Annotated in this window: 23 protein-coding genes; 20 read left to right on the plus strand and 3 right to left on the minus strand. The window is 36.8% G+C overall.

The features are described 5' to 3' along the window. The first annotated feature begins 15 nt into the window (after positions 1–15). From AC1DFT_RS07070 to hutH, 6 genes are all read left to right on the plus strand, one after another. On the plus strand, positions 16–672 hold the full coding sequence (locus AC1DFT_RS07070) for an amino acid ABC transporter permease (protein WP_477918492.1): 657 nt from the start codon (positions 16–18) through the stop codon (positions 670–672). After that, on the plus strand, positions 669–1,391 hold the full coding sequence (locus AC1DFT_RS07075) for an amino acid ABC transporter ATP-binding protein (RefSeq protein WP_477918493.1): 723 nt from the start codon (positions 669–671) through the stop codon (positions 1,389–1,391). Before AC1DFT_RS07070 ends, AC1DFT_RS07075 begins: the two co-directional genes overlap by 4 nt. A gap of 82 nt (positions 1,392–1,473) precedes the next feature. After that, positions 1,474–2,823 (plus strand): YjiH family protein, encoded by a 1,350-nt coding sequence (locus tag AC1DFT_RS07080; protein WP_477918494.1) that lies wholly within the window; start codon positions 1,474–1,476, stop codon positions 2,821–2,823. A gap of 58 nt (positions 2,824–2,881) precedes the next feature. Then, a complete protein-coding gene (gene hutI / locus AC1DFT_RS07085; protein WP_477918495.1) occupies positions 2,882–4,135 on the plus strand; it encodes an imidazolonepropionase in 1,254 nt (417 codons plus the stop codon). A 23-nt stretch (positions 4,136–4,158) separates the two neighbouring features. After that, complete coding sequence (locus AC1DFT_RS07090) at positions 4,159–5,331, plus strand: M20/M25/M40 family metallo-hydrolase (RefSeq protein WP_477918496.1); 1,173 nt, start codon at positions 4,159–4,161, stop codon at positions 5,329–5,331. 22 nt (positions 5,332–5,353) lie between these two features. Next, the gene (gene hutH, locus AC1DFT_RS07095) at positions 5,354–6,892 is read left to right on the plus strand and encodes a histidine ammonia-lyase (protein WP_477918497.1); all 1,539 of its coding nucleotides are present in this window, start codon (positions 5,354–5,356) and stop codon (positions 6,890–6,892) included. A 77-nt stretch (positions 6,893–6,969) separates the two neighbouring features. Here the strand turns inward: hutH and rpoN are convergent, their stop codons facing one another. Then, complete coding sequence (gene rpoN / locus AC1DFT_RS07100) at positions 6,970–8,268, minus strand: RNA polymerase factor sigma-54 (RefSeq protein ID WP_477918498.1); 1,299 nt, start codon at positions 8,266–8,268, stop codon at positions 6,970–6,972. A gap of 193 nt (positions 8,269–8,461) precedes the next feature. Continuing rightward, on the minus strand, positions 8,462–9,604 hold the full coding sequence (locus tag AC1DFT_RS07105; RefSeq protein WP_477918499.1) for an MFS transporter: 1,143 nt from the start codon (positions 9,602–9,604) through the stop codon (positions 8,462–8,464). Positions 9,605–9,779: 175 nt separating this feature from the next. On the opposite strand from AC1DFT_RS07105, the gene AC1DFT_RS07110 reads away from it, so the two are divergent. The 4 genes from AC1DFT_RS07110 to AC1DFT_RS07125 all read left to right on the plus strand — a co-directional run bounded on the left by AC1DFT_RS07110 (position 9,780) and on the right by AC1DFT_RS07125 (position 12,013). Continuing rightward, on the plus strand, positions 9,780–10,013 hold the full coding sequence (locus AC1DFT_RS07110) for a hypothetical protein (protein WP_477918500.1): 234 nt from the start codon (positions 9,780–9,782) through the stop codon (positions 10,011–10,013). A 157-nt stretch (positions 10,014–10,170) separates the two neighbouring features. Further along, positions 10,171–10,434 (plus strand): hypothetical protein, encoded by a 264-nt coding sequence (locus AC1DFT_RS07115; RefSeq protein ID WP_477918501.1) that lies wholly within the window; start codon positions 10,171–10,173, stop codon positions 10,432–10,434. 73 nt (positions 10,435–10,507) lie between these two features. Beyond that, the gene (locus tag AC1DFT_RS07120; RefSeq protein WP_477918502.1) at positions 10,508–11,578 is read left to right on the plus strand and encodes an NAD(P)H-dependent flavin oxidoreductase; all 1,071 of its coding nucleotides are present in this window, start codon (positions 10,508–10,510) and stop codon (positions 11,576–11,578) included. Positions 11,579–11,581: 3 nt separating this feature from the next. Continuing rightward, on the plus strand, positions 11,582–12,013 hold the full coding sequence (locus AC1DFT_RS07125) for an SRPBCC family protein (protein ID WP_477918503.1): 432 nt from the start codon (positions 11,582–11,584) through the stop codon (positions 12,011–12,013). Positions 12,014–12,229: 216 nt separating this feature from the next. Here the strand turns inward: AC1DFT_RS07125 and rnhC are convergent, their stop codons facing one another. Continuing rightward, positions 12,230–13,171 carry a ribonuclease HIII gene (gene rnhC / locus AC1DFT_RS07130; protein WP_477918504.1) on the minus strand — a complete coding sequence of 314 codons (942 nt, stop codon included), beginning with the start codon at positions 13,169–13,171 and terminating at the stop codon, positions 12,230–12,232. Positions 13,172–13,248: 77 nt separating this feature from the next. On the opposite strand from rnhC, the gene zapA reads away from it, so the two are divergent. The 10 genes from zapA (at position 13,249) to AC1DFT_RS07180 (ending at position 23,939) form a co-directional block, all read left to right on the plus strand. Beyond that, a complete protein-coding gene (gene zapA, locus AC1DFT_RS07135; protein WP_477918505.1) occupies positions 13,249–13,509 on the plus strand; it encodes a cell division protein ZapA in 261 nt (86 codons plus the stop codon). A gap of 4 nt (positions 13,510–13,513) precedes the next feature. Then, positions 13,514–14,056, plus strand: coding sequence for a CvpA family protein (locus AC1DFT_RS07140; RefSeq protein WP_477918506.1), 543 nt, complete (start codon positions 13,514–13,516; stop codon positions 14,054–14,056). 48 nt (positions 14,057–14,104) lie between these two features. Continuing rightward, on the plus strand, positions 14,105–15,808 hold the full coding sequence (gene polX, locus AC1DFT_RS07145; RefSeq protein ID WP_477918507.1) for a DNA polymerase/3'-5' exonuclease PolX: 1,704 nt from the start codon (positions 14,105–14,107) through the stop codon (positions 15,806–15,808). Between the two features lie 15 nt (positions 15,809–15,823). Further along, positions 15,824–18,187, plus strand: coding sequence for an endonuclease MutS2 (locus tag AC1DFT_RS07150; protein ID WP_477918508.1), 2,364 nt, complete (start codon positions 15,824–15,826; stop codon positions 18,185–18,187). 68 nt (positions 18,188–18,255) lie between these two features. Continuing rightward, positions 18,256–18,669 (plus strand): DUF350 domain-containing protein, encoded by a 414-nt coding sequence (locus AC1DFT_RS07155; RefSeq protein ID WP_477918509.1) that lies wholly within the window; start codon positions 18,256–18,258, stop codon positions 18,667–18,669. Positions 18,670–18,917: 248 nt separating this feature from the next. After that, positions 18,918–20,612: a long-chain-fatty-acid--CoA ligase gene (locus AC1DFT_RS07160; protein ID WP_477918510.1), complete on the plus strand. Its 1,695-nt coding sequence runs from the start codon at positions 18,918–18,920 to the stop codon at positions 20,610–20,612. Between the two features lie 137 nt (positions 20,613–20,749). Beyond that, positions 20,750–21,331 carry a TetR/AcrR family transcriptional regulator gene (locus AC1DFT_RS07165; RefSeq protein ID WP_477918511.1) on the plus strand — a complete coding sequence of 194 codons (582 nt, stop codon included), beginning with the start codon at positions 20,750–20,752 and terminating at the stop codon, positions 21,329–21,331. A 20-nt stretch (positions 21,332–21,351) separates the two neighbouring features. Then, the gene (locus AC1DFT_RS07170; protein WP_477918512.1) at positions 21,352–22,125 is read left to right on the plus strand and encodes an enoyl-CoA hydratase; all 774 of its coding nucleotides are present in this window, start codon (positions 21,352–21,354) and stop codon (positions 22,123–22,125) included. A gap of 26 nt (positions 22,126–22,151) precedes the next feature. After that, a complete protein-coding gene (locus tag AC1DFT_RS07175) occupies positions 22,152–22,925 on the plus strand; it encodes an electron transfer flavoprotein subunit beta/FixA family protein (protein ID WP_477918513.1) in 774 nt (257 codons plus the stop codon). 36 nt (positions 22,926–22,961) lie between these two features. Beyond that, complete coding sequence (locus AC1DFT_RS07180) at positions 22,962–23,939, plus strand: electron transfer flavoprotein subunit alpha/FixB family protein (RefSeq protein ID WP_477918514.1); 978 nt, start codon at positions 22,962–22,964, stop codon at positions 23,937–23,939. Positions 23,940–24,099: the final 160 nt, after the last annotated feature.

Genomic DNA, 24,099 nt, shown 5'->3' on the forward strand with positions numbered 1-24,099 from the left:
TAAGGGGGGAAATCAATGGATTTTAGATTTGATATCGTAGTAGAATATATTCCTTTCTTTGTAAAAGGAACATTACTGACAATCGGATTATCATTAGTAGGAATTTTGATTGGAACAGTACTAGGATTATTAGTCGGTTTAGGGAAAATGATGCGAAATAAACCAATTGCGTTTCTTTGTAGTTGTTTTATTACTTTTTTTCGTGGAACACCATTATACGTGCAATTACTATTAATTCATTTTGGTGTAGTGCCCCTCTTAACTGGAAATACAAATGGGATTCTTGCCAGCATAATAGCACTTTCCTTGATTGCTGGTGCCTATATATCAGAAATTTTTAGAGCTGGCATCCAATCTATTGATAAGGGGCAAATGGAAGCAGCTCGTTCTTTAGGTATGAATCATGTTCAATCAATGAAAGATGTTATTTTGCCCCAGGCCTTTAAAAGGATGATTCCACCCCTTGGGAACGAATTCATCGTTCTTATTAAAGAATCTTCACTGGCATCTCTCGTGGCGGCTCCTGAGCTTATGTATTATGGACGGGCATTAGGAAGCCAGTATTTCCGAGTATGGGAACCATATCTCACAGCTGCACTTATATATCTAGTGTTAACTACCTCTTTAAGTTACTTATTAAATCGTCTTGAAAGAAGGTTAGCGACAGAATGATAGAAGTAAAAAATTTGAAAAAGTCATTTGGGAGTAATGAAGTATTAAAGGATATTAACGCACTCATAAATCCAAAAGAAGTAGTGGTAGTTATTGGCCCTTCTGGATCGGGAAAGTCTACTTTCTTAAGATGTCTAAATTTACTTGAATCCATTACAGCAGGTCACGTTACGATTGAAGGTGTTGATATTACTGATAAGAAAACAGATATTAATAAAGTAAGAACCGAGGTAGGTATGGTTTTTCAGCAATTTAATTTGTTTCCACATAAAACTGTGATCGACAATATTATGCTTGCTCCAATGAGAGTAAGAAAGTTATCCGCAGAAGATGCTAGAGAAAAAGGTCTAGAACTTCTTCGAAAAGTTGGATTGAAAGAAAAGGCAGATGCGTATCCAGATTCTTTATCTGGTGGACAAAAACAGCGAGTTGCAATTGCTCGAGCTCTTGCAATGGAACCGAAAATTATGCTTTTTGATGAACCAACCTCAGCACTTGACCCAGAGATGGTTGGTGAAGTATTGGAAGTTATGAAACAACTAGCACTTGAAGGAATGACGATGGTAGTTGTAACTCATGAAATGGGCTTTGCGCGAGAAGTCGGTGATCGAGTTTTGTTTATGGATGGCGGTTACATTGTGGAAGAAAATGAACCAAAACAACTTTTTGAAAACCCGCAACATGATCGAACTAAATCTTTTTTAAGTAAAGTTTTATAGATAATGAGTTAAACTATTCGAAAAAACAAGAAAATGAGTACACTCTTTCTAAATTAGCTAATACAATCTATGGGGTGAAAAAATGAATAATCTTCAAGAAACAATTGATAATTCTCCATTAGCCACTAGAGAAGATAGAAGTGTTTACCAATTTCGAAATATTTTCAGATTTTTCTTTTTTAGTGCAATTGGTATCTTTATGTTTTTTATTCCTATTGAATTAAACGGCAAAAGTTCTATTCCATTAGATCATCTAGTAACATGGCTTCGATCATTGTCGAGTACTGCGAGTGCATACTATGCGATGATTCTTGTCCTTTTAGGGGCGGTTTACCCATTTTACACAAAAACTTGGCGAAAAAGTAAAATTGAGATGGTGCTATCTGGTTTCAAAGTATTAGGTGCGATTGCAGCATTTCTAGTGCTATTTGAAATCGGTCCAGCATGGTTAATGGCTGAGGACATGGGACCTTATTGGTACTATAGTTTGCTTATTCCAATTGGGGTTCTAGTACCGATTGGAGCGATTTTTCTAGCAATGCTTGTCGGATATGGATTACTTGAATTTATCGGTATTTTCATGCAACCGATTATGCGTCCAATTTGGCGAACTCCAGGAAGATCCGCTATTGATGCAGTTGCCTCTTTTGTAGGTAGTTATTCGATAGGCTTATTAATAACGAACCGAATTTATAAAGAAGGAAAGTATACGAAAAGAGAAGCAATTATCATTGCAACAGGATTTTCTACCGTGTCAGCAACTTTTATGATTGTTGTAGCTAAGACCCTGGATATAATGCATATTTGGAATTTGTATTTTTGGCTAACTTTTTTAGTTACCTTTGTCGTGACAGCTATTACTGTGAGAATCTGGCCGATTAATAAAATAAATGATGATTATTATACTGAAGAAGGATTTCCAGAAGAAATTATCAAGGAAAATCGTATTAGGCATGCGTGGGAGCAAGCCATGACTACTGCTCATAATGCACCAAAGTTGAAGGAAAACATATATGTAAACGTTAAAGATGGATTAGTGATGGCGATGGGTATTTTACCATCCATAATGTCAATTGGGTTATTAGGTTTAATCTTGGCCAATCAGACACCAGTATTTGATTATCTTGGTTATATTTTTTATCCATTAACATGGGTACTTCAAATTCCGGAACCGTTTCTTGCGGCAAAAGCTGCAGCTATTAATTTGATAGACATGTTCTTACCGTCACTAGTAGTTTTGCAGGCAAGTTTAGAAACTAGATTCATTATTGGCTCTCTATCTATTTCCACCATACTTTTCTTTTCGGCGTTGATACCTTGTATACTTTCTACGGAAATACCGATCAAAATGAGTCATATACTGGCAATTTGGTTTTTAAGAACGGCATTAACACTTATTATCGTTACACCACTTGCATTTTTGTTCCTTTGAAAGTTAGTACAAAATGTAAAAAAATGGGCCGGTGAATATTTTTTATGGAGGTATTTGAATGAACACAGAAACTAAAGTGAAGACAAAAGTAGATTTAGTCATTTGTAATGCAACTGAAGTAATTACCTGCACTGGAAATGGTATGCAAGAAATCGGAGTTATTCAAAATGCATGGATCGCTATTAATGACGACAAAATTGTTGGGGTTGGATCTGAAGAAGAGATAAACAACCAATTTGACATAGACAATTCAACTAGTATTGATGCTTTTGGAAAAGTTGTTGCACCAGGGTTTGTTGATTGTCATACACATCTTGTTTTTAATGGTTCGAGAGTTGAAGAATATGCAGCAAAATTAGCGGGCGATGTTGCTGAAAACTTGAAAGAGCTTGGAATTACAACTGGTCCGAACCGAACAATCGAACTAACACGTCATGCATCGGAAGAAGAATTATTTCAACAATCGAAAAAAAGAATGTTATCAATGCTAGAATATGGAATTACGACGATCGAAAGTAAAAGTGGATATGGTTTGACGACGGAAAGTGAAATTAAAATCCTTGAAGTTGGAAGAAGGCTTAATAAGGAAACACCAGTGGATGTTCTCAATACATTTTTGGGGGCCCATGGTATCCCAGAAGGTATGACAAAAAGTGAGTATCTAGAAATCATTATAAATGAAATGATCCCAAAAGTTGGTGAGTTAAAACTTGCAGAATTTTGTGATGCTTGGTGCGATGAAGGATATTTTACAGCAGAAGAGTCTAAGAAAATATTACAAGCAGGATTGCAACATGGGATGAAACCGAAATTACATGCAGATGCATATTCATATATTGGTGGTTCTGATCTAGCGGTGGAGATGAACATGGTTTCTGTAGATCATCTGAATTTCACACCTGAAGATGTGATGGAGAAGCTAGCAAAGTCGGAAGTAACTGGTGTATTAATGCCGGCGCTTGATTTTGCGGTGGGTCATAAGCAACCCTTTGAAGCAAGAAAAATGCTTGACTTAGGTATGAATATAGCACTCGCAACAGATCTTTGTCCGGCATGTTATACGGAGTCTATGCAGTTTGTTATTAATCTTGCTTGCCGATTGTATAAATTCACAGTAGAAGAAGCTATTAAAGCGGCAACTTACGGTGGAGCACGTGCTCTTAATTTGAAGGATCGTGGAGTGATTCAAGTTGGTAAATTAGCAGATTTGCAGATTTGGGATATTCCTACCTATAAGCATGTTGCATATGAACTTGGGACAAATATAGTAGAAACAGTTATTAAAAATGGAAAAGTTGTTGTTAGTAGGTAAACTCAAAAATAGGAGGAAATCAAATGACAAAAAATCAATTATCCGCTTCTACTGCTGTGGAACAAGTAAATGAGGAACGTTTACTAAATCTATTTCTGGAACTCGCGAAAATAAATGGTCCAAGTATGAAGGAACAACCTGTAGCTGATTATTTAGTCAAGGCTCTAACTGAACTTGGATTTACACTTGAATTTGATAGCGCACATATAAAATTTAACGGAGAAGTTGGTAATTTGATTGCTTGGAAAGAAGGAACTGATTCATCGATTCCACCATTATTTTTCTCCACACATATGGACACGGTATTACCTACTGAAAACCTAAAGCCGGTTATTAAAGATGGTGTAATTTATTCCGACGGAACGACGATATTAGGAGCAGATGACCGTGCAGCATTAGCAGCCTATTTAGAAGGTGTTCGGGCAATTATTGAAAGCGGTGTTCCGCATGGACCGATTGAGCTTATATTAACGGTTAATGAACAACCAGGTCTTGTCGGAGCAACCCATATGGATTATAGTAAGGCAAAAAGTAAAGTTGGTTATATTTTTGATAGTAGCGGCGATGTAGGGCAAATCATTTTAAAAGGGCCATATAGTAGTCGAATTTGGATGGAAGTTCAAGGGAAAGCAGCACATATTGCCTTGAATGCAGAAGAAGGGAATAGTGCATTTCTTATTGCAGCAGAAGGATTATTGAATATGAAACTTGGCACGATTGATGAAGAGACGCTCGCAAATATAGGGATTTTGGAAGGTGGCGAGCTAACATCAATCATACCAGGTTCAGTGAAAGTAGCAGGTGAAGTTCGCAGTTTTTCAAAAGAGAAATTGGAACTACAGTTAAAACATATGGAAGAAGCAATGCAAAAAGCCGCCGAGAAAAATGGCGGAAAYCTCCACATTAGAATTGAAAATAAATACAGTGGATTTGATATTCCGAAAGATCACGTACTAACAAAAACAGTTGAATCGGCTGCTCTAAATATAAATGTAAAGCCCTATCTTACAGAAACACTTGGCGGAGCAGATACAAATGTACTGAACGAAAATGGTCTGACTTGTTTAACACTAGGTAATGGGTTTCAAAACATTCATTCATTTAGAGAATGTATTAGCGTAGAAAATTTAATAAACACTGGTAGACTTACAACAGCATTAATTGAACAATGGTATGCAACACATAAACAAGCTTAACGATTAGAAGGAGTGGGAAAAGATGAAAGTTGAAAAAACAATTGAGCTAGATAGACCGGAAGTAAACACATTAGTAGAACTAGACGGGCTTACCTTAGATAGACATAAAATAGAAAACGTTGTATACGGAAATGCAAAAGTAGTAATACCTGAAGCGGACTTAATAAGAGTACGGGCAAGTCGCGAACGTATTGAAAAGCAATTAAGGGACGGAAAAGTCATCTACGGTGTGAATACAGGGTTCGGAAAATTAAGTGATATTGAGATTGAAAAAGAAGACATTGCCAAATTACAATTAAACTTACTTCGAGCTGATGCTGTGGGCGTTGGCGATCCATTACCAAAAGCAGTTGTTAGAGCGATGATGGTGCTTCGTGCCAATGCGCTAGCGAAAGGATTCTCTGGGATTAAAGAAGATACACTTCAATTATTAGTAAAGATGATTAATAAAGGTGTTCATCCCATTGTTCCATGTAAAGGTTCTGTTGGTGCGAGTGGTGACTTAGCACCCCTATCTCATATTGCCATCGTATTAATAGGTGAAGGGAAAGCGGAGTATGAAGGAGAGATACTATCCGGTGGAGAAGCACTTAAACGCGCTGGGTTAACTCCAGTTTCATTGGAAGCAAAAGAGGGTCTTGCCTTGATTAACGGGACGCAAGCAATGTCCGCTGTTGGAGTAGTAGCGCTAAATGAGGCAGAGCGTGTTGGGTTAGCCGCAGATATGGCTGCGTGTTTAACGATGGAAGCATTACAAGGTATTATTTCCGCCTTTGATAGTGAATTATTGGCTGTGCGCCCGCATCCAGAATTGGAATTCGTTGCTTCTAGAATGAGAAAATGGTTAGAAGGAAGTAAACGGATTACTCATCAAGGAGAAATCCGAATGCAAGATGCCTATTCTATTCGTTGTATACCGCAAGTACATGGGGCCTCTTGGCAAGCGTTTAATTATGTAGAGGATAGACTGAAAGTTGAAATTAACTCAGCGACAGACAATCCAATTATTTTAGAAAGTGGCGAAATCATTTCAGGTGGACATTTTCATGGTCAACCGATTGCGCTAGCAATGGATTTTTTGAAAGTAGGAGCAGCTGAATGGGCAAATATTTCGGAACGAAGAACGGAAAGACTTGTCAATCCACAATTAAGCGGCTTGTCGCCTTTCTTGGCGGTTGATCCAGGCTTAGAATGTGGCTTGATGGTAGCACAATATGCTGCAGCTGCACTTGTTTCTGAGAATAAGGTACTTGCACACCCAGCAAGTGTTGACTCTATTCCGACATCGGCAAACCAGGAAGACCATGTTAGTATGGGAACAATCGGATCTCGCCAAGCACGAGAAATCATTCATAATAGTGCACGGGTAATAGCGATTGAGTTAATATGTGCTTCTCAAGCAATCTACTTGGAAAAAGCTGAAAATCAATTGGCACCAGCAACGAGAAATTATTTAGAAAAAGTAAGAAAAATATGCCCTCCATTAGATACGGACCGTGCTATTTCTGATCAAATGGAAGAACTTGCACAGCATATTTTACGAGCAGATGATTTGAAATAATTGGAGTTCTAAAGAGTATTGGCATATAAAAAGAAGGGACAACGAAATAAAAATCGTTGTCCCTTCTTTATATATATTTAAACACTAATTTCCTTCCGTAAACTAGAAGAGGGAATATTAAGTTCTTCTCGATATTTACTAATCGTTCGTCTAGATATATTAATCCCTCTTTCGGTATTCAAATAATCTGCTATTTTTTGGTCGGAAAATGGTTTCGTTTTGTTTTCATTTTTGATAAAACTGGCTAAAAGTTCTTTAACTTCTGTTTGGGAAATGGAACTTCCATCTGCTGTTTCTAACTTTGAAGTGAATAATGACTTCAGTTCGAATGTACCTCGTGGTGTCTGTATGACTTTGTGCATTGTTGCCCGACTTATAGTAGATTCATGCATGTCAATTTCCACTGCTACTTCTTTTAAGGTCAGTGGTTTTAAAGCGCCGAGTCCTTCTGTAAAAAACATTTTTTGTTTGTCTAAAAGTACCTTTATTATTTTCAATATCGTGGAACGCCGTTGCTCAATACTACTTAACAACCATTTATATTGCGTGTATTGATTGTTTATGTATTTGGACGTTTCATCCTTTTCTTGTAGTAATCCCGCATACTCATTATTAAAATGAATTTCAGGTAAGTATCCGTCATTTAAATAATAAGAGAGATTTCCTTCTTTATATTCCACAATGATATCTGGGTTTAAATACTCCACCGATCCATCAGAAATACCGAAAAATGGTTTTGGGTTAAGTGTTTGAATAAAATCATACATCACTTTTACGTCAGACAACGAGATTTTCATATAACGTGCAATCTCATTCCATTTTCTATTTGCTAATAAATCTAAGTGATTTTCAATTAAAGTTTCGACTAATTTCTCTTCAGGAAATTCATATTTTACTTGTAAAAGCAAGCATTCCCGCAAGCTTCGAGCACCGATTCCAACTGGTCCAATCTGTTGTAGAAGGAGAATGCCTCTTTCAATAGCTTTCTCGTCAAAAGCATCATGATCTTTTATCAGAAAATAACCACTATCGTCTAAATTATAAATAATATAATGGAGAAGTTTCAGATCTTCTTTACTTTTAAATAGTAATTTTGCTTCTTTAAATAACTTTTCTCTCATACAAATTTCTCGACTTTTTACAAAGTCAATAAGTTGTTTAGAGGTACTAGAAGATGCTACTTTTCTAGTGGATCTTTCGTCGAATGAAAAATCCTTCGTATGTTCTTCTAGTTCGATTAATGGGTTTTCTAATTCTTTTTCTTTTATATATTCATATAGATCATAAGTGGAGTATTGTAATAATTCAATGGCTTGCCTTAGTTGAAAAGTCATCGTTAAGCTTTGTTCTTGTCTTTGATTGAGAACGAGTTCCATAGTTATCCCCCCCATAAAATCCCTTTAGATTGAAAGCGTTTTCCTTCATCTAGTTTCTATTATACTACGAATATATTTGATTTACGATTAAAAATAAGAATATTTTTAATAGTGCGATATAATATTTTGAATTTGGAAGAGATGGGATAAATAAAAAGGAGCTAGGCAATTTGTAGGCCAAGCTCCTTTCCTATTAGCTTATTTTCCGTTTACGAATCATTAAGAAAATACCAAACAATACACCGACAAATGACATGATTGAACTAATGAAATAAAACGTATGGCCACCTAATTCGTTATATATATAACCCCCTGCATAAGAAGCGATAATACCAGACAGTCCAAAGAATAATAGAGCAAGAACGGTTTGACCAGTAGCTCTCCATTCTTTCGGCATTATTTGGTATAAATATTGAATTGCAGCAGTATAAAAAATAGGGAATGTGACCATCTGCAATAGTTGAACTACTACCAGCGCAATTGGACTTGTGACAAAAGCAGATGCTAGGAAGCGGACGAAGTAGAAAAACGTCGCAATCGTTATCATCTCAAGCTCTTTGCCCTTACGAAGCCACCAAAAACTTAACGCAAAAATAACAATTTCACTAGTGGCTGCTATAAAGAAGGCGATTCCTACTAGTGAAGTGTCTCCTCCAAGTGCTAGCATATGAATCCCCAAAAATGTGTCATTCATACGTGCTGGCACAGAACTTATAAATACCAATACTAAAAATAATAGCATTTCTTTATTTTTTAATACTTGTTTCAGTCCGGCCATGGTGATCGGTTTCGATGAAGCTTGTACATTGGGCATAAACCAAATGATGCCGAATGATATCAGTCCCAACATGACAAATAATATAGAGATGCTGCCCATCCCGAAATAATCCATTGCAAACCCGGCAATTAATGATAAAACTGCATAGCCAAGTGCCCCGTATGTACGAATGGAACCATAGCTGATGCGCGCCATTTCAGAAACCGTGAAATTTAAGCTCTCCGTAAGCGGGTCAAGTGGCATGAGGAAAAAATAAACGGACAATGCAAAAACAACCAGTAATACATAGCTATTTACGTTAAATAAAAAGTAACCCGAAACTGCAGTGAAGAAAACGAGTAATAGCATGACCTTACGAATAGTTTTGGTCTTATCGCTTATTAATCCCCATAATGGCTGAGCAATCAGTGTCACAAAGCCTCCAGTTCCAATAATTAAACCTATTTCACTAGCAGATAATCCTTGTTCACCCAAATATACCGGTAAAAAGGGAATAAAGAGTGCCAGCAAACCGAAAAATAAAAAATTATACCCTTTTAGCAATACTTGTATTTTCAAATAAATTCTCCTTACCTAGAACGGAATGATTCCTTTAATTGTATCTGACTGTAGTAGTGAAAAAGCATTCAGAAGGAATATAATAGCATAATTATTGAGCTTATAGAATAGGAAAGAGGAAAAATCCATCGCTATAGAGAAAGTGAATGATAAGAAAAATTATGGAGGTCCCCCAATGGGTAATATTGATAAAAGGAATAGGTTGGATGAAGAACCTTTTAGTTATCGAATTACGAAAGATGATACTGTTTTTATAGAATTTCACGGAAAACGTGTGAAAACTTTGAAAGGTAAAGAAGCAGAAAAATTTTTAGAAAGAATAGAAGAAGCAGAAAACGAAAAAGAAGAACAATTAATTTTAGCAAAAATCACTGGGAACTTTAAACGGGGAAATGAGCGAAGAAAATAGAGGAAGAGTAATTTTATAATCGTTCTCAAAATGGCGGACATGATATAGTTCCTTTGATGTTTGTTTTGATGTTGGTATAATTATATTAAGAAAGCAGACCATGACACTATACTGAGGTGGTCATTATTTTACATTGAATAAATTGGGATGAAGCGCAATGCAATGGGAAGAAGTAAGGCAGACTTATCCAGACCAATGGGTTGTTATAGAGGCAATTAGTGCATATTCAAACGACAATAAGAGATTTGTAGAAGACATTGCAGTACTTGATCGTTTCGATGATTCTATGGAAGCGTTAAGAAGGCATGCTGAGTTGCACAAACAAAAGCCGGATCATGAGTTTTATTTTTTTCATACTTCGCGAAAAAATCTCGATATTCTAGAAAAAAGTGGACTGAATAAAATGGATATATCACTTTAAACTCTAAGAGGTACAAAGATAAAAGCAGCATCATAAGTGGTGTTGCTTTTTGAGATGAAATCGGAGGGTAAATATGCTAACGAATAAGCTTACAAAACTATTAAAAATAGATTACCCAATCATCCAAGCGCCAATGGCAGGAGGGATTACGACTTCGTCATTAGTAGCTGCTGTTACGAATAATGGTGCACTTGGTATGATTGGAGCAGGTTATTTAAGTCCTGCGCAATTGCGCGAACAAATTAGAGAAGTGAAGCAACTGACATCCGGAAGCTTTGGAGTTAATTTATTTGTGCCAAACGAATTTGAAGTAACAGAACATGAATGGAATAAAGCGAGCAACTTATTACAGAAATTCCGTACGCAATTAAACATGGAAAACGAACAAAAAATGCTTCCAAGTATGGAAAATGCACTTCAAGTGTACAATGAACAAATACAAGTTATTATAGAAGAAAAAGTACCAATTTGTTCTTTTACTTTCGGGGTTCCTACTATTGAAATTATTGAGCAGTTAAAACAGCATGCTATTATTTTAATCGGCACTGCCACAACGGTTGTAGAGGCAGAAACTATCGAAAAAATTGGACTGGATGCAGTCGTTGTACAGGGAAGTGAAGCGGGAGGACATAGGGGGAACTTTTTAAGTGGACATGAAGAAGGTTTGATTGGAATAATGTCGTTAATTCCCCAAGTGGCAGATCGAGTCACTATACCAGTAATTGCAGCAGGAGGCATTATGGATGGTAGAGGATTAATTGCTGCCCAAAGCTTAGGAGCAAAAGTTGTTCAAATGGGAACTGCTTTTTTAACATGTGAAGAAAGCGGAGCACATCCAGTTCACAAAGAAGCAATTCTAAATGCGAAAGATGAAGATACCGTGTTAACGCGTGCATTCTCTGGAAAATGGGCAAGAGGCATCCAAAATAAATTTACAATTGAAATGCAAGAAGATGAGGTAGAAATTCTTATGTACCCGGTTCAAAATACACTAACACAATCAATTCGTAAAGCTTCATCTTCCCAAAATAATACAGACTTTATGTCGCTTTGGTCAGGTCAAAGTCCAACATTAGCCAAAAATGAAACCGTAGAAGCACTAATACAAAGAATTATAAAACATGCAGAAAGAGGGATGAGTTAGACTATGAACAACCTTACGAAAATGAATATATTAAAGCCTGCAAATGAAGTTTTTGAAGCATTTGTTGACCCTGAGAAGATCGGAAATTTTTGGTTCTCATCGAGCTCAGAAAGATGGCAACAAGGGAAGACCATTAAATTGGAATACAAAGAATATAATGCAATCGGTGAGATTAAAGTAATGGAGATCGTCGACAATCAAAAAATTGTGTATCAATGGGATCCAAATGAAGAAGGACATATTGTCACAATTACGTTTACAGCCCAAAGTGATGAAAGTACATTAGTTGAAGTGAGCGAGGAAGGATTTAAAGAAGACGATCCAGATTTTATTCAGCAGCTAATTGGCAATAAAGAAGGTTGGGTATACATGTTGACATGTTTAAAAGGCTACTTAGAGTTTGGTGTAAACAAATTAAGAACGGGATTGGCATAATCAATTAAAGAGCTTCAAAAATTGAAAGCTTAAAGGAAATTTGTCATTTTCCTTTAAGCTTTTCTAGTTGGTTGCTTCCAAGGGTAAATTGGTTGCTTGAAAACTTAAATAGTTGCTCTAATAGGAGATTTAATTGCTTTCATCATCAAAATGATTGCCTACATAATGTATTTAGTATCCCTTAACCATTTATTTGAAAATAACGACCCAATTCAGTTAAAACCTTCTCTTGTTCGCAAGTTTCATCGCTTTCCCAGTATTCGCAAAATGCCATTTTGTGATGGATTTTAAAAAATCTTCCCCATGCTTTAAATAAATTCTAGCGCCAATTTCATCGACTTTGCTACTCGCTCCTTTTGGAATGGTTGTGCCAGCTATTTCAGTCAGCCGGTCCATTTCCTTTAAAAATGCATATCTTGCAATGATAGAAGCAGCTGCAACGGAAACATGGAGTTGCTCCGCTTTAGTAGAAAATAATACATTTTCCCGGATTATTTCTTTCTCCGCTTTAATATGATTATAGTAAATGCCACGTTCTGCAAACTGGTCAATTAATATATAGGCTGGTTTTTCCGGCGCCATTTTTTTCAGCACATGTTTAAGTGCTTGGTTATGCATCAGCGCTTTTATTTTCCCTTGGGACCATCCGCGACTTTGTATATCGTTATATTTTTCGTTTTTCAACACGAGCACGCTATGTGTTAAAGTGGTCATTAAATCGGGAGCTATCTTACGCATAATATCATCCGTCAGCATTTTCGAATCTTTTACACCAAGTTCTTTCACCAGCTCTACTTGGTCTTCTCGAACAAAGCAAGCTGCTACTGTAATTGGGCCAAAGTAGTCGCCAGTCCCTGTTTCATCTGAACCAATGACAGAAAGTGAATCAAAGTTTTCTGGCAGTGTATCGCCTTTTGCGTTACTAGTGGATATTTTTTTCGTTTGATTATTCGAAGTTCCACTCCAATGTGAAGCTTCTCTAGCTGCTCCATTTCCTTGAAACATGACTTTTCCGGATTTATAGATGGTCACTGCTGTATCTGCTAATTTTGCAGCGAAAATAACTCCAGGAGCGGATCGTTCTACTTTATATTTAGCATAATATGCTTTTACTTTTTCAATTTCATCGGGTCGCATCAATAATACTTCGTTTGACATTCCATTGTTCCTTTCTTCACATCGTATTCTATTTCGTGTTATTATTGTAATTAGGATTTTGCAAGGAGGGTATGGCTTTGTCAGAACAGCAAAAAACGAGAATTTCTGTTGATATATATGGGCAAACTTATAATATGGTAGGCTCCGAAACTACTGGTCATATGCGACTTGTTGCCTCTATGGTGGATGATAAAATGAGAGAGATACAGGCACATAATAGTCAGCTAGATATTCCGAAACTTGCGGTGCTTACTGCAGTAAATGCCGTAAACGATTACATAAAAGTTAAAGAGCAATTAGAAATACTAGAAGCAGAATTGAAAAAATTAAAGGACTGAAAAAATGTTTGATATTCTTATATTAATCTTATTAGTAGCCGGTTTAATCACCGGAGCAAAACGTGGGCTTATTGTCCAACTTATTCATATGACTGGTTTTATCATTGCACTTATTGTTGCGTACACTTATTATAAACCACTTGCGGATAAATTTGTTCTATGGATCCCATTTCCAGCGGTAACAGCTGGGTCAAAGTTAACCATTGCAGTAGATAATTTGGAGTTAGACCAAACTTTTTACCGGGTGATTGCATTTGTACTTATTTTTATAGCGGTGAAATTTGCCTTACAGTTGATCGCATCCATGTTTGATTTCTTAAAGTATTTGCCAATACTAGGCTTTGTAAGTAATCTTGTTGGGGCAGTATTAGGTTTTATCGAGTTTTACTTTATCGTATTCGTATTACTATATGTATTAGCCCTATTACCAATTGATTTTATTCAAAATTTAATATCGAACTCCATTTTAACCGGATGGATGTTGGAACATACGCCGATTTTATCGGAACTAGTGAAGAATTGGTGGTATATCTATATAGAAAAGTGACTTCTCTCACTAGAGGGAAGTTTTTTTGCAATGAAAGGAGCTCTTCTCATGGATAAAAAAACAATCATAAATACATTAGAAAAAATTGCATTGTATATGGAATTACAAGGAGAAAACTCTTTCAAAGTGTCGGCTTTCCGAAAAGCTGCACAAGTGTTAGAACTTGATTCGCGTAGCTTAGCCGAGATGGATAATATATTATCTTTAAAAGGAATAGGTGCTTCAACCGGTGCCGTTATTGAAGATTTACTAAATACGGGTGTTTCTTCCTTATTAGTAGAGCTTCAAGATTCAGTTCCTAGCGGTTTACTTCCAATGATGAAAATACCAGGGCTTGGTGGTAAAAAAATTGCGAAGTTATATAAAGAATTACAAATCGATTCCATAGATGCGCTAAAATTAGCTTGCGAAGCAGGAAAAGTACAATCATTGGCTGGATTTGCAGCGAAAACAGAACAGAAAATTCTTGCGGAAATTGAGAACTTACAATCTAAACCAGACCGTACTGCTGTTTGGCAACTGGAACCGATTGTTGAAATGATTGAAAGTAAACTAGCCGCTATACAGGCGATTGAAAAATACTCGGTTGCCGGTTCTTACAGAAGAGTCAAAGAAGCCAGTAAAGATATTGACTTTATCATCGCTACAACAAAAGCTCAAGAAGTCCGAGAAGGCCTTTTAAAAGAACTACCAGTGTTAAAAATAATTGCGGCAGGAGATACAAAAGTTTCTGTTACACTGGATGGTGAACATGAGATTGACGTTGATTTCCGCTTAGTCGAATTACATCAATACGCATCAGCATTAAACCATTTTACGGGCTCTAAAGACCATAATATTAAAATGAGACAAATCGCAAAAGAACAAGGAAAGAAAATCAGTGAATATGGAGTGGAACTAGCAGATGGATCCATGCAGCATTTTAACTCCGAAGAGGAATTTTATGCTTATTTCGACTTACCATTTATCCCTCCATCGGTTCGAGAAGATGGCTCGGAGTTTTCCAAATTGGACCAATTGCCATTACTTGTTAGGCTTGAAGATATAAAAGGCGATTTTCATATGCACTCAACTTGGTCGGATGGTGCCCATTCCATCGAGGAAATGGTGGAAGCTAGTCGGACTAAAGGGTATTCACATATCGTTATAACGGATCACTCCGATTATTTAAAAGTAGCAAATGGACTTTCTAAAGAACGTTTGTTAAAACAAATTGAAGCAATTCACGAATTAAATAACCAATACACAGATATCGAAATTTTCGCAGGTACCGAAATGGATATTCTTCCAGATGGATCGCTCGATTTTGATGATGACTTATTAAAACAATTAGACTTTGTCATTGCTTCCATCCATTCCAGTTTTAGTCAACCTCAAGAAAAAATTATGGAACGATTACATAATGCGGTCAAAAATCCCTATGTTCATATGATTGCGCATCCAACAGGGCGAATTATTGAACAACGGGATGGATATAATCCAGATGTGCCAACCTTAATCGAATGGGCAAAAGAATACGGTAAAATGCTTGAATTAAATGCAAACCCATATCGACTGGACTTGCAAACAGAATATTTAAAACTGGCACAAGAAAAAGGTCTACCTATTGCGATCAATACGGATGCCCATCATATCGATCAACTAAAATATATGGATATCGGTGTACGCTACGCACAAAAAGCATGGCTACACAAAGAGTCAATCGTAAACACTTGGACGTTAGAACAGTTTAAACAGTTTATTAAGAAATAATGAGGAGGTGCCACGGTGATAGCTGAAAGAGCACTGAAAACGTTAGAATATTATAAAATACGAGAAGAAGTGGCAAAATATTGTACTTCTTCTGTTGGCAAAAGCCATATGGACAAACTAGTACCTTCAGTAGATTTTGCGGAAGTCACTAAGCTATTGGAAGAAATGGATGAGGGATTGTCTATTCTTCGATTACGGGGAAATGTTCCAATGGGCGGCATTACAGATATTCGTCCCCATGCAAAACGAGCACAAATTGGTGGGATGCTAAGTCCAATCGAATTAATGGAAACGGCAAGTACGATTCGGGCGAGTAAAATTTTACGTCAGTTTTTAGAAAATGTAGTGGAATCAGAAGATGTAGCAATACCCCATTTTCTAGAGAAAAAAGAAGCAATGCCTATACTTACTGCATTAGAACATGAGATAAATGATTGTATCGATGAAAATGGAGCTGTACTAGATAGTGCAAGCAGTACACTACGTTCAATCCGTCAGCAATTGCGAATACAAGTTAGCCGCGTGCGAGAAAAACTCGAAAGCTATACAAGAGGTGCAAATGCATCTAAAATGCTTTCGGATTCCATTATTACGATTCGAAATGATCGGTATGTAATTCCAGTGAAATCAGAATACCGCAGTCATTATGGTGGGATTATCCACGATCAATCGTCTTCGGGTCAAACTTTATTTATCGAACCGTCAGCAGTCGTCCAAATCAATAATGAAATCCGCAGTTTAAAAGTAAAAGAACAAGAAGAAATCGAACGCATACTGATCAAATTGACAGCAGAAGTAGAAATAGTCGGACATGACATCTTCTTATTAGTAAATATATTAGGCGAAATCGACGTGGTTCTAGCAAAAGCTAAATATGGACAAGCAGAGAAATGTACGATGCCAATTATTAATAATGATGGGTATATTCGTTTAGTAAAAGCAAGACATCCGCTTATTCCGATAGACACTGCAGTTACCAATACAATCGAATTTGGAAAAGATATTACGGCGATCGTTATTACAGGACCAAATACAGGTGGTAAAACAGTGACACTAAAAACGGTGGGACTATGTACATTAATGGCACAAAGTGGTATTCCAATTCCCGCATTAGACGGTTCCGAAGTAGCACTATTTGAATCGGTATTTGCGGATATTGGCGATGAGCAGTCGATTGAGCAAAGCTTGAGTACATTTTCTTCCCATATGGTGAACATTGTAGATATTTTGAAAAAATATGATGAAAAATCATTAATCATTTTTGATGAACTCGGTGCTGGTACTGATCCACAAGAAGGAGCGGCACTTGCTATTTCCATTTTGGATGCTGTGCATGGAACGGGCGCACGTGTAATGGCCACAACGCATTATCCAGAACTAAAAGCATACGGCTATAATCGACCAGGTGTAGCGAATGCAAGTGTGGAATTCGATGTCGAAACATTAAGCCCTACGTATAAATTGCTTATAGGGGTTCCAGGACGTAGTAATGCTTTTGAAATTTCCGAGCGACTAGGTTTACCAGCCTATATTATTTCTCAAGCACAAACATACACGGGAACTGATCGTGGGGAAGTCAATTCCATGATTGCCTCTTTAGAAGCTAGTAGAAGACAAGCCGAAAAAGATGCAGAAGAAACAGAAGAGCAGTTAGAAGAAGCAAAACAAGTAAAAGTAGATCTAGAACAAAGACTAGCAGACCTGGAACAAAAGAAAGAGCAATTAGAACAAAAAGCAAAAGATAAAGCAAAAAAAATTATTGAAGACGCTAGACGTGAAGCAGATGAAATCATAAGTGATCTTCGTAAAATGCAAGCAAATACACATAAACTTGTAAAAGACCATGAACTGATTGATGCGAAAAAACGTTTGGACGCAGCACTTCCAACAAATCCAGTATTAAAAAAACAAAAGAAATTAAACGAACGTGCAAAAGAGTTAACAGCTGGAGATGAAGTAAAAGTACTAAGTTTCGGGCAAAAAGGGACCTTATTGGATAAACTTTCCAAGTCTGAATGGTCAGTTCAAATTGGTATGCTAAAAATGAAATTGGATGAATCTGATTTAGAATATATTAAACCGGAAAAACAAAAGCAAACGGTTTCTGTCAATGCAGTTCGTGGCAGGGATTCCCATGTGAAATTGGAGCTTGACCTTCGCGGAGAGCGATACGAAGATGCACTAATTCGAACAGAAAAATATTTGGATGATGCTATTTTAGCAAATTACCCACGTGTTTCGATCATTCACGGAAAAGGCACAGGTGTATTAAGACAAGCCATTCAGCAATATTTGAAAAACCATTCTCGTGTGAAGAGCTACCGTTTCGGTGAAGCCGGAGAAGGTGGTTACGGAGTTACGGTAGTCGAATTAAAATAGGTAAAAAGAATTTGAAACTTTTTAACTACTCACACGTAAAGTAAGAAAAATTTAAAGGGGTTTTTAACATGTTGCTTTCTGGTTTTTGGTCAAACCCACTTGTGGAGTCAGCTGGTTATTTTAGTGTAGTTATTTTATGTTTAGTTGTTTCCATGGTTATATTTGAAATTGTTACCAAGTATAAAAACTGGGAAGAAATCAAAAAAGGAAATGTCGCTGTTGCGATGGCCACTGGCGGAAAAATCTTTGGCGTATGTAATATTTTTAAATATTCCATCGAACAACATAACTCCTTATTCCAAATGATTGGTTGGGGCTTATTCGGATTTACTCTTCTTATCATTGCCTATTGGTTATTTGAATTTTTGACGCCAAGTTTTAATGTAGATAAAGAAATAGAACAAGATAATCGCTCTGTCGGATTTATTTCCCTCATTATTTCAGTGGGCTTATCATTTGTTATAGGAGCAAGTATTTCATAGGAGCGATCGTAATGGAAAAATTGTCGAAAGTTTTAGTTGCTGTAGGCATACTTTTTGTCCTTGTAGGAATAATATATGTAGTAATGAATTAATAGAATGAGTGAACAGCTCATTTTAGAGACTGTTGAGAAAAACAATTCACAACAGTCTTTTTTTTCTATATATAAATATAAATTGAATTGTCATTCATTTATATTTATAATAAAAGTGTGAATGTTCCAATTATTACGATAGAAGGGGGTATAATAATGACTGAGAAAATTTGGCTTTCCCAATATCCACCTGAAATTCCGCATACGCTTACCTATGAATCTATACCAGTGCAAGAATATTTAACAAGATCGTATAACAAATTCCCAGAAAAAATAGCCATACATTTCATGGGCAAAGACGTCACTTACAAAGAACTCTATGAATCTTCTTTAAAATTTGCAAACTATTTACAAATGATAGGCATTCAAAAAGGAGACAGGGTGGCTATTATGCTACCAAACTGTCCACAAGGAGTTATTGGTTATTACGGTGCATTATACGCAGGAGCAATAGTAGTGCAAACAAATCCATTATATACAGAACGTGAAATCTCTTATCAAATGAAAGATTCAGGAGCAAAGGTAATTTTAGCATTAGATATTTTATATCCACGTATTTCAAAAGTAATAAAAGAAACACAGCTTGAAAATATAATTCTTACAGGTATTAAAGACTTTTTACCTTTTCCTAAAAATGTAGTATATCCTTTCATTCAAAAGAAACAATATGGATTCAGTGTGAAGGTAGAACATCGAGGAATCAATCACTTATTCCCCGAAATTATGAAAGTGGCCAAAGCAAATCCGATCGAAATGCCTTTTAGTTTTGAAGAAGATATTGCACTTTTACAATATACAGGCGGCACTACTGGATTCCCAAAAGGTGTTATGCTTACGCATAAAAATTTGATATCGAATGCATCGATGTGTGATGCGTGGTTGTATAAATGTAAAAAAGGTGAAGAAAGCATACTAGGCATTTTACCATTTTTTCATGTGTACGGGATGACTACGGTATTGATATTAGCTGTTATGTTAGGAAATAGAATGATCTTACTACCAAAGTTTGATGTGGAAACAGCACTTAAAACCATCGATAAGCAAAAGCCAACACTATTTCCGGGTGCACCAACGATTTACATTGGCATATTAAATCATCCGGATGTACAAAAATATGATTTATCATCTATTGTAGCTTGTTTAAGTGGATCCGCTGCGCTACCTGTAGAAGTTCAAGAAAAGTTTGAACAAGTTACGGGTGGTAGATTAGTAGAAGGGTATGGATTAACGGAGACTTCTCCTGTAGCACTTGCCAATTTAATCTATAGTGACCACCGGGTAAAGGGAACTGTTGGTATTCCTTGGCCAGACACAGATGCAGCAATTTTTAGTTTAGAGTCAACAACACCACTTCCACCGGGGGAGATTGGAGAAATAGCAGTTAAAGGTCCTCAAGTCATGAAAGGTTATTGGAATCGTCCGGAAGAAACAGAAATGACCATGCGTGACGGATGGTTACTTACAGGTGATTTAGGTTATATGGATGAAAGCGGTTACTTTTATGTGGTGGACCGGAAAAAAGATATGATTATTGCAGGGGGTTATAATATTTACCCGCGAGATGTGGAAGAAGTGCTATATGAACACCCTGCCATTCAAGAATGCGTCGTAGCAGGGGTGCCAGATGCATATCGTGGAGAGACGGTAAAGGCGTATATTGTATTAAAAGAGGGAGTAGCAGTGACAGAAGAGGAGTTAAATAAATTCTGTCGTGAAAATTTAGCTGCTTTTAAAGTACCAAGAATATATGAATTCAGAAAAGAGTTGCCAAAAACAGCCGTCGGTAAAATTTTAAGAAGAACTTTAATAGAGGAAGAAAAAGAAAAGTTAAAACAAGCAGCGGAAGGTTAACTTTTCCGATTTGTTAGGATAAATTTGATTTGTATATTGACAGTACTGAAAATTAAATATAATATAAAAATATGAATGAGTAATCATTCATATTTTTATATTATTCGCAAGTAATTGATCATTTGGTGGTGAATACATTGAAAAAAGAAAAGCCAAAATATAAGCAAATTATAGATGCTGCCATTATAGTTATTGCAGAAAATGGATATCATCAGTCACAAGTTTCTAAAATTGCAAAACAAGCTGGTGTGGCGGATGGGACAATCTACTTGTATTTTAAAAACAAAGAAGACATATTAATCTCCGTATTTGAAGAAAAAATGGAAGTATTCGCAGAAAACTTAAAGCAAATAATTGAAATAGATGCGAACGCTTCGGAGAAACTATTAAAGATGATAGAAAATCACTTTAGTGTACTTGCAAGTGATCATCACTTAGCAACTGTTACCCAGTTAGAGTTGAGACAGTCAAATTTGGCCCTACGTTTACGTATTAATGCCATTTTAAAAAATTACTTAGTCCTACTAGACTCCATATTAAAAGAAGGTATTGAAAATAGAGAATTTGAGCAAAATTTAGATATTCGCTTAGCAAGACAAATGATTTTTGGTACAATAGATGAGACGACAACAACTTGGGTTATGAATGAATATAAATATAATTTAATAGATTTGACCCCAAAAGTACATCGTCTGTTATTAAATGCTATAAAAGAATAACAAAGGGGAGAGTTGTGTAAATGGGATTCTTGTCATGGGAAATTGAGGATGGTGTAGCTACGGTTATACTGAATCGTCCACCAGCAAATGCACTAGCAAGAGGGGTAATTTTAGAAGTAAATGATCTTTTAGATGCAGTTGAAAACGATGATGCTGTTCGTGTTCTACTGCTTAAAGGAGAAGGGAGATTCTTTTCTGCTGGTGCAGATATTAAAGAATTTACTTCCGTTTCTTCAGGTGAAGAATTTTCTGAATTAGCTGAAAGTGGACAACTCATTTTCGAAAGATTAGAAAGATTTTCAAAGCCAGTTATCGCAGCAATTCATGGAGCTGCACTTGGTGGGGGCCTTGAGCTAGCGATGAGCTGTCATATACGACTTGTGTCAGAAAACGCTAAACTAGGGCTTCCAGAACTACAATTAGGTCTAATCCCTGGTTTTGCTGGAACGCAACGACTTCCTCGCTATGTTGGATTTGCAAAAGCAGCAGAATTACTGTTAACGAGTGAACCAATCAGTGGGACAGAAGCGGTGAAAGTTGGCTTAGCCAATCATGCATATCCAGAAGAAGAATTATTTAGCCGTGCACAAGAACTTGCAACTAAAATTGCAAAGAAAAGCCCAGTTGCTGTAAAAGCGGCGTTAGAAATGCTCCAATATATAAAACCAGCCTCTTACTATGAAGGCGTTCGAGCAGAAGCAAATGTTTTTGGAAGCGTTTTTGTTTCAGACGATGCAAAAGAAGGTATTTCTGCATTTTTAGAAAAAAGAGAACCAGTTTTTAAAGGTAAATAAATATTACGCTAGGGGAGGATAACTAAATGAACATTTATGTTTTAGTGAAACGTACATTTGATACAGAAGAAAAAATCGTAGTAAGTGGCGGTAAAATCCAAGAAGACGGAGCAGAATTCATCATCAATCCTTACGATGAATATGCGATCGAAGAAGCAATTCAAGTTCGCGATGCACAAGGTGGGGAAGTGACTGTTCTAACATTAGGCGGAGAAGATGCGGAAAAACAACTTCGCACAGCACTTGCTATGGGAGCTGACAAAGCTGTTCTTATTAATGTGGAAGATGATGTAGAAGAATTGGATCAATTTACAGCTGCTCATATCATTTCCGAATACTTAAAAGATAAAAATCCTGATTTAATATTAGCTGGTAATGTAGCTATTGATGGTGGATCTGGACAAGTTGGACCACGTGTCGCAGAAGCTTTAGGTATTAACTATGTCACAACGATTACAAATCTTGAGATTGATGGGACAACTGTAACGATCAAACGTGACGTGGAAGGGGATACAGAAATTCTGGAGACATCATTACCACTTTTAGTTACAGCACAACAAGGGCTTAACGAACCTCGTTATCCATCACTTCCAGGAATTATGAAAGCTAAGAAAAAACCATTAGAAGAAGTAGAACTAGATGATTTAGATATAGATGAAGACGATGTAGAAGCGAAAACAGAAACACTAGAAATTTATTTACCTCCTAAAAAGGAAGCAGGAAAAGTATTAGAAGGCGAGCTAGCTGACCAAGTGAAAGAGTTAGTTCACTTACTTCATTCGGAAGCAAAAGTCGTTTAAGCGAATATTATTAACTTAAATTAGGAGGAAAAGAATATGTCTAAAAAAGTATTAGTACTTGCGGAAGCACGTGAAGGTGCACTACGTAATGTTTCTTATGAAGCAATCGCTGCTGGAAAACAAATTTCAAATGGCGGAGAAGTTGTTAGTGTTCTATTAGGAGATTCAGTGCAAAATCTAGCATTGGAACTTGGCAAATATGGTGCAGATCGTGTGATTACGGTAGAACATCCACATTTAAAACAATATACATCAGACGGTTATGGACAAGCATTGCTAGCTGTTATTGAACAAGAGAATCCAGAAGCGATCGTTTTCGGACATACAGCTTTAGGAAAAGATATCTCTCCAAAAATTGCTAGTAAACTGCAAATTGGACTTGTATCTGATGTTACTGCAATTGAAGGAGAAGGCGAGAAGGCTGTTTACATTCGCCCGATCTATTCTGGTAAAGCATTCGAAAAAGTGAAAGTAAAAGATGGTATCGAATTCGTTACTATTCGTCCAAACAACATCGCACCACTTGCAAAAGACGACAGCAAATCAGCGGATGTATCTTCATTATCGGTGGATATTACAAACCTTCGTACAATTATTAAAGAAGTAGTTCGTAAATCATCTGAAGGTGTAGATTTATCTGAAGCAAAAGTAGTCATCGCTGGTGGACGTGGAGTGAAGAGCGAAGAAGGATTTGCGCCATTGAAAGCACTTGCAGATGTGCTAGGTGGAGCGGTTGGAGCTTCTCGTGGTGCTTGTGACGCTGATTACTGTGATTATTCACTACAAATCGGTCAAACTGGTAAAGTAGTTACTCCAGACCTTTATATTGCAGCAGGTATTTCTGGAGCGATTCAACATTTAGCGGGTATGTCGAACTCGAAAATAATTGTAGCGATCAACAAAGATCCAGAAGCAAATATTTTCAAAGTGGCAGATTACGGTATTGTTGGCGATTTATTCGAAGTTATCCCAATGCTTACGGAAGAATTTAAACAGTTGAAAGTAAATGCTTAAAAGCAACTCGGCTCTTTTGTTAGAGCCGAGTTTTTTACTTTATAGATCTAGCTCCAGCGCCTTGCCTCTCGGGGTCAAATGTGAAAAAGCTGTGGTGGCTGAGGAGCTGCCTCCTCGCTTTTCCTCATTTGCCTGTCGGGGCAGAATAGGCGCTTGCGCT

The organism is Psychrobacillus sp. 05T411, from assembly GCF_056396485.1.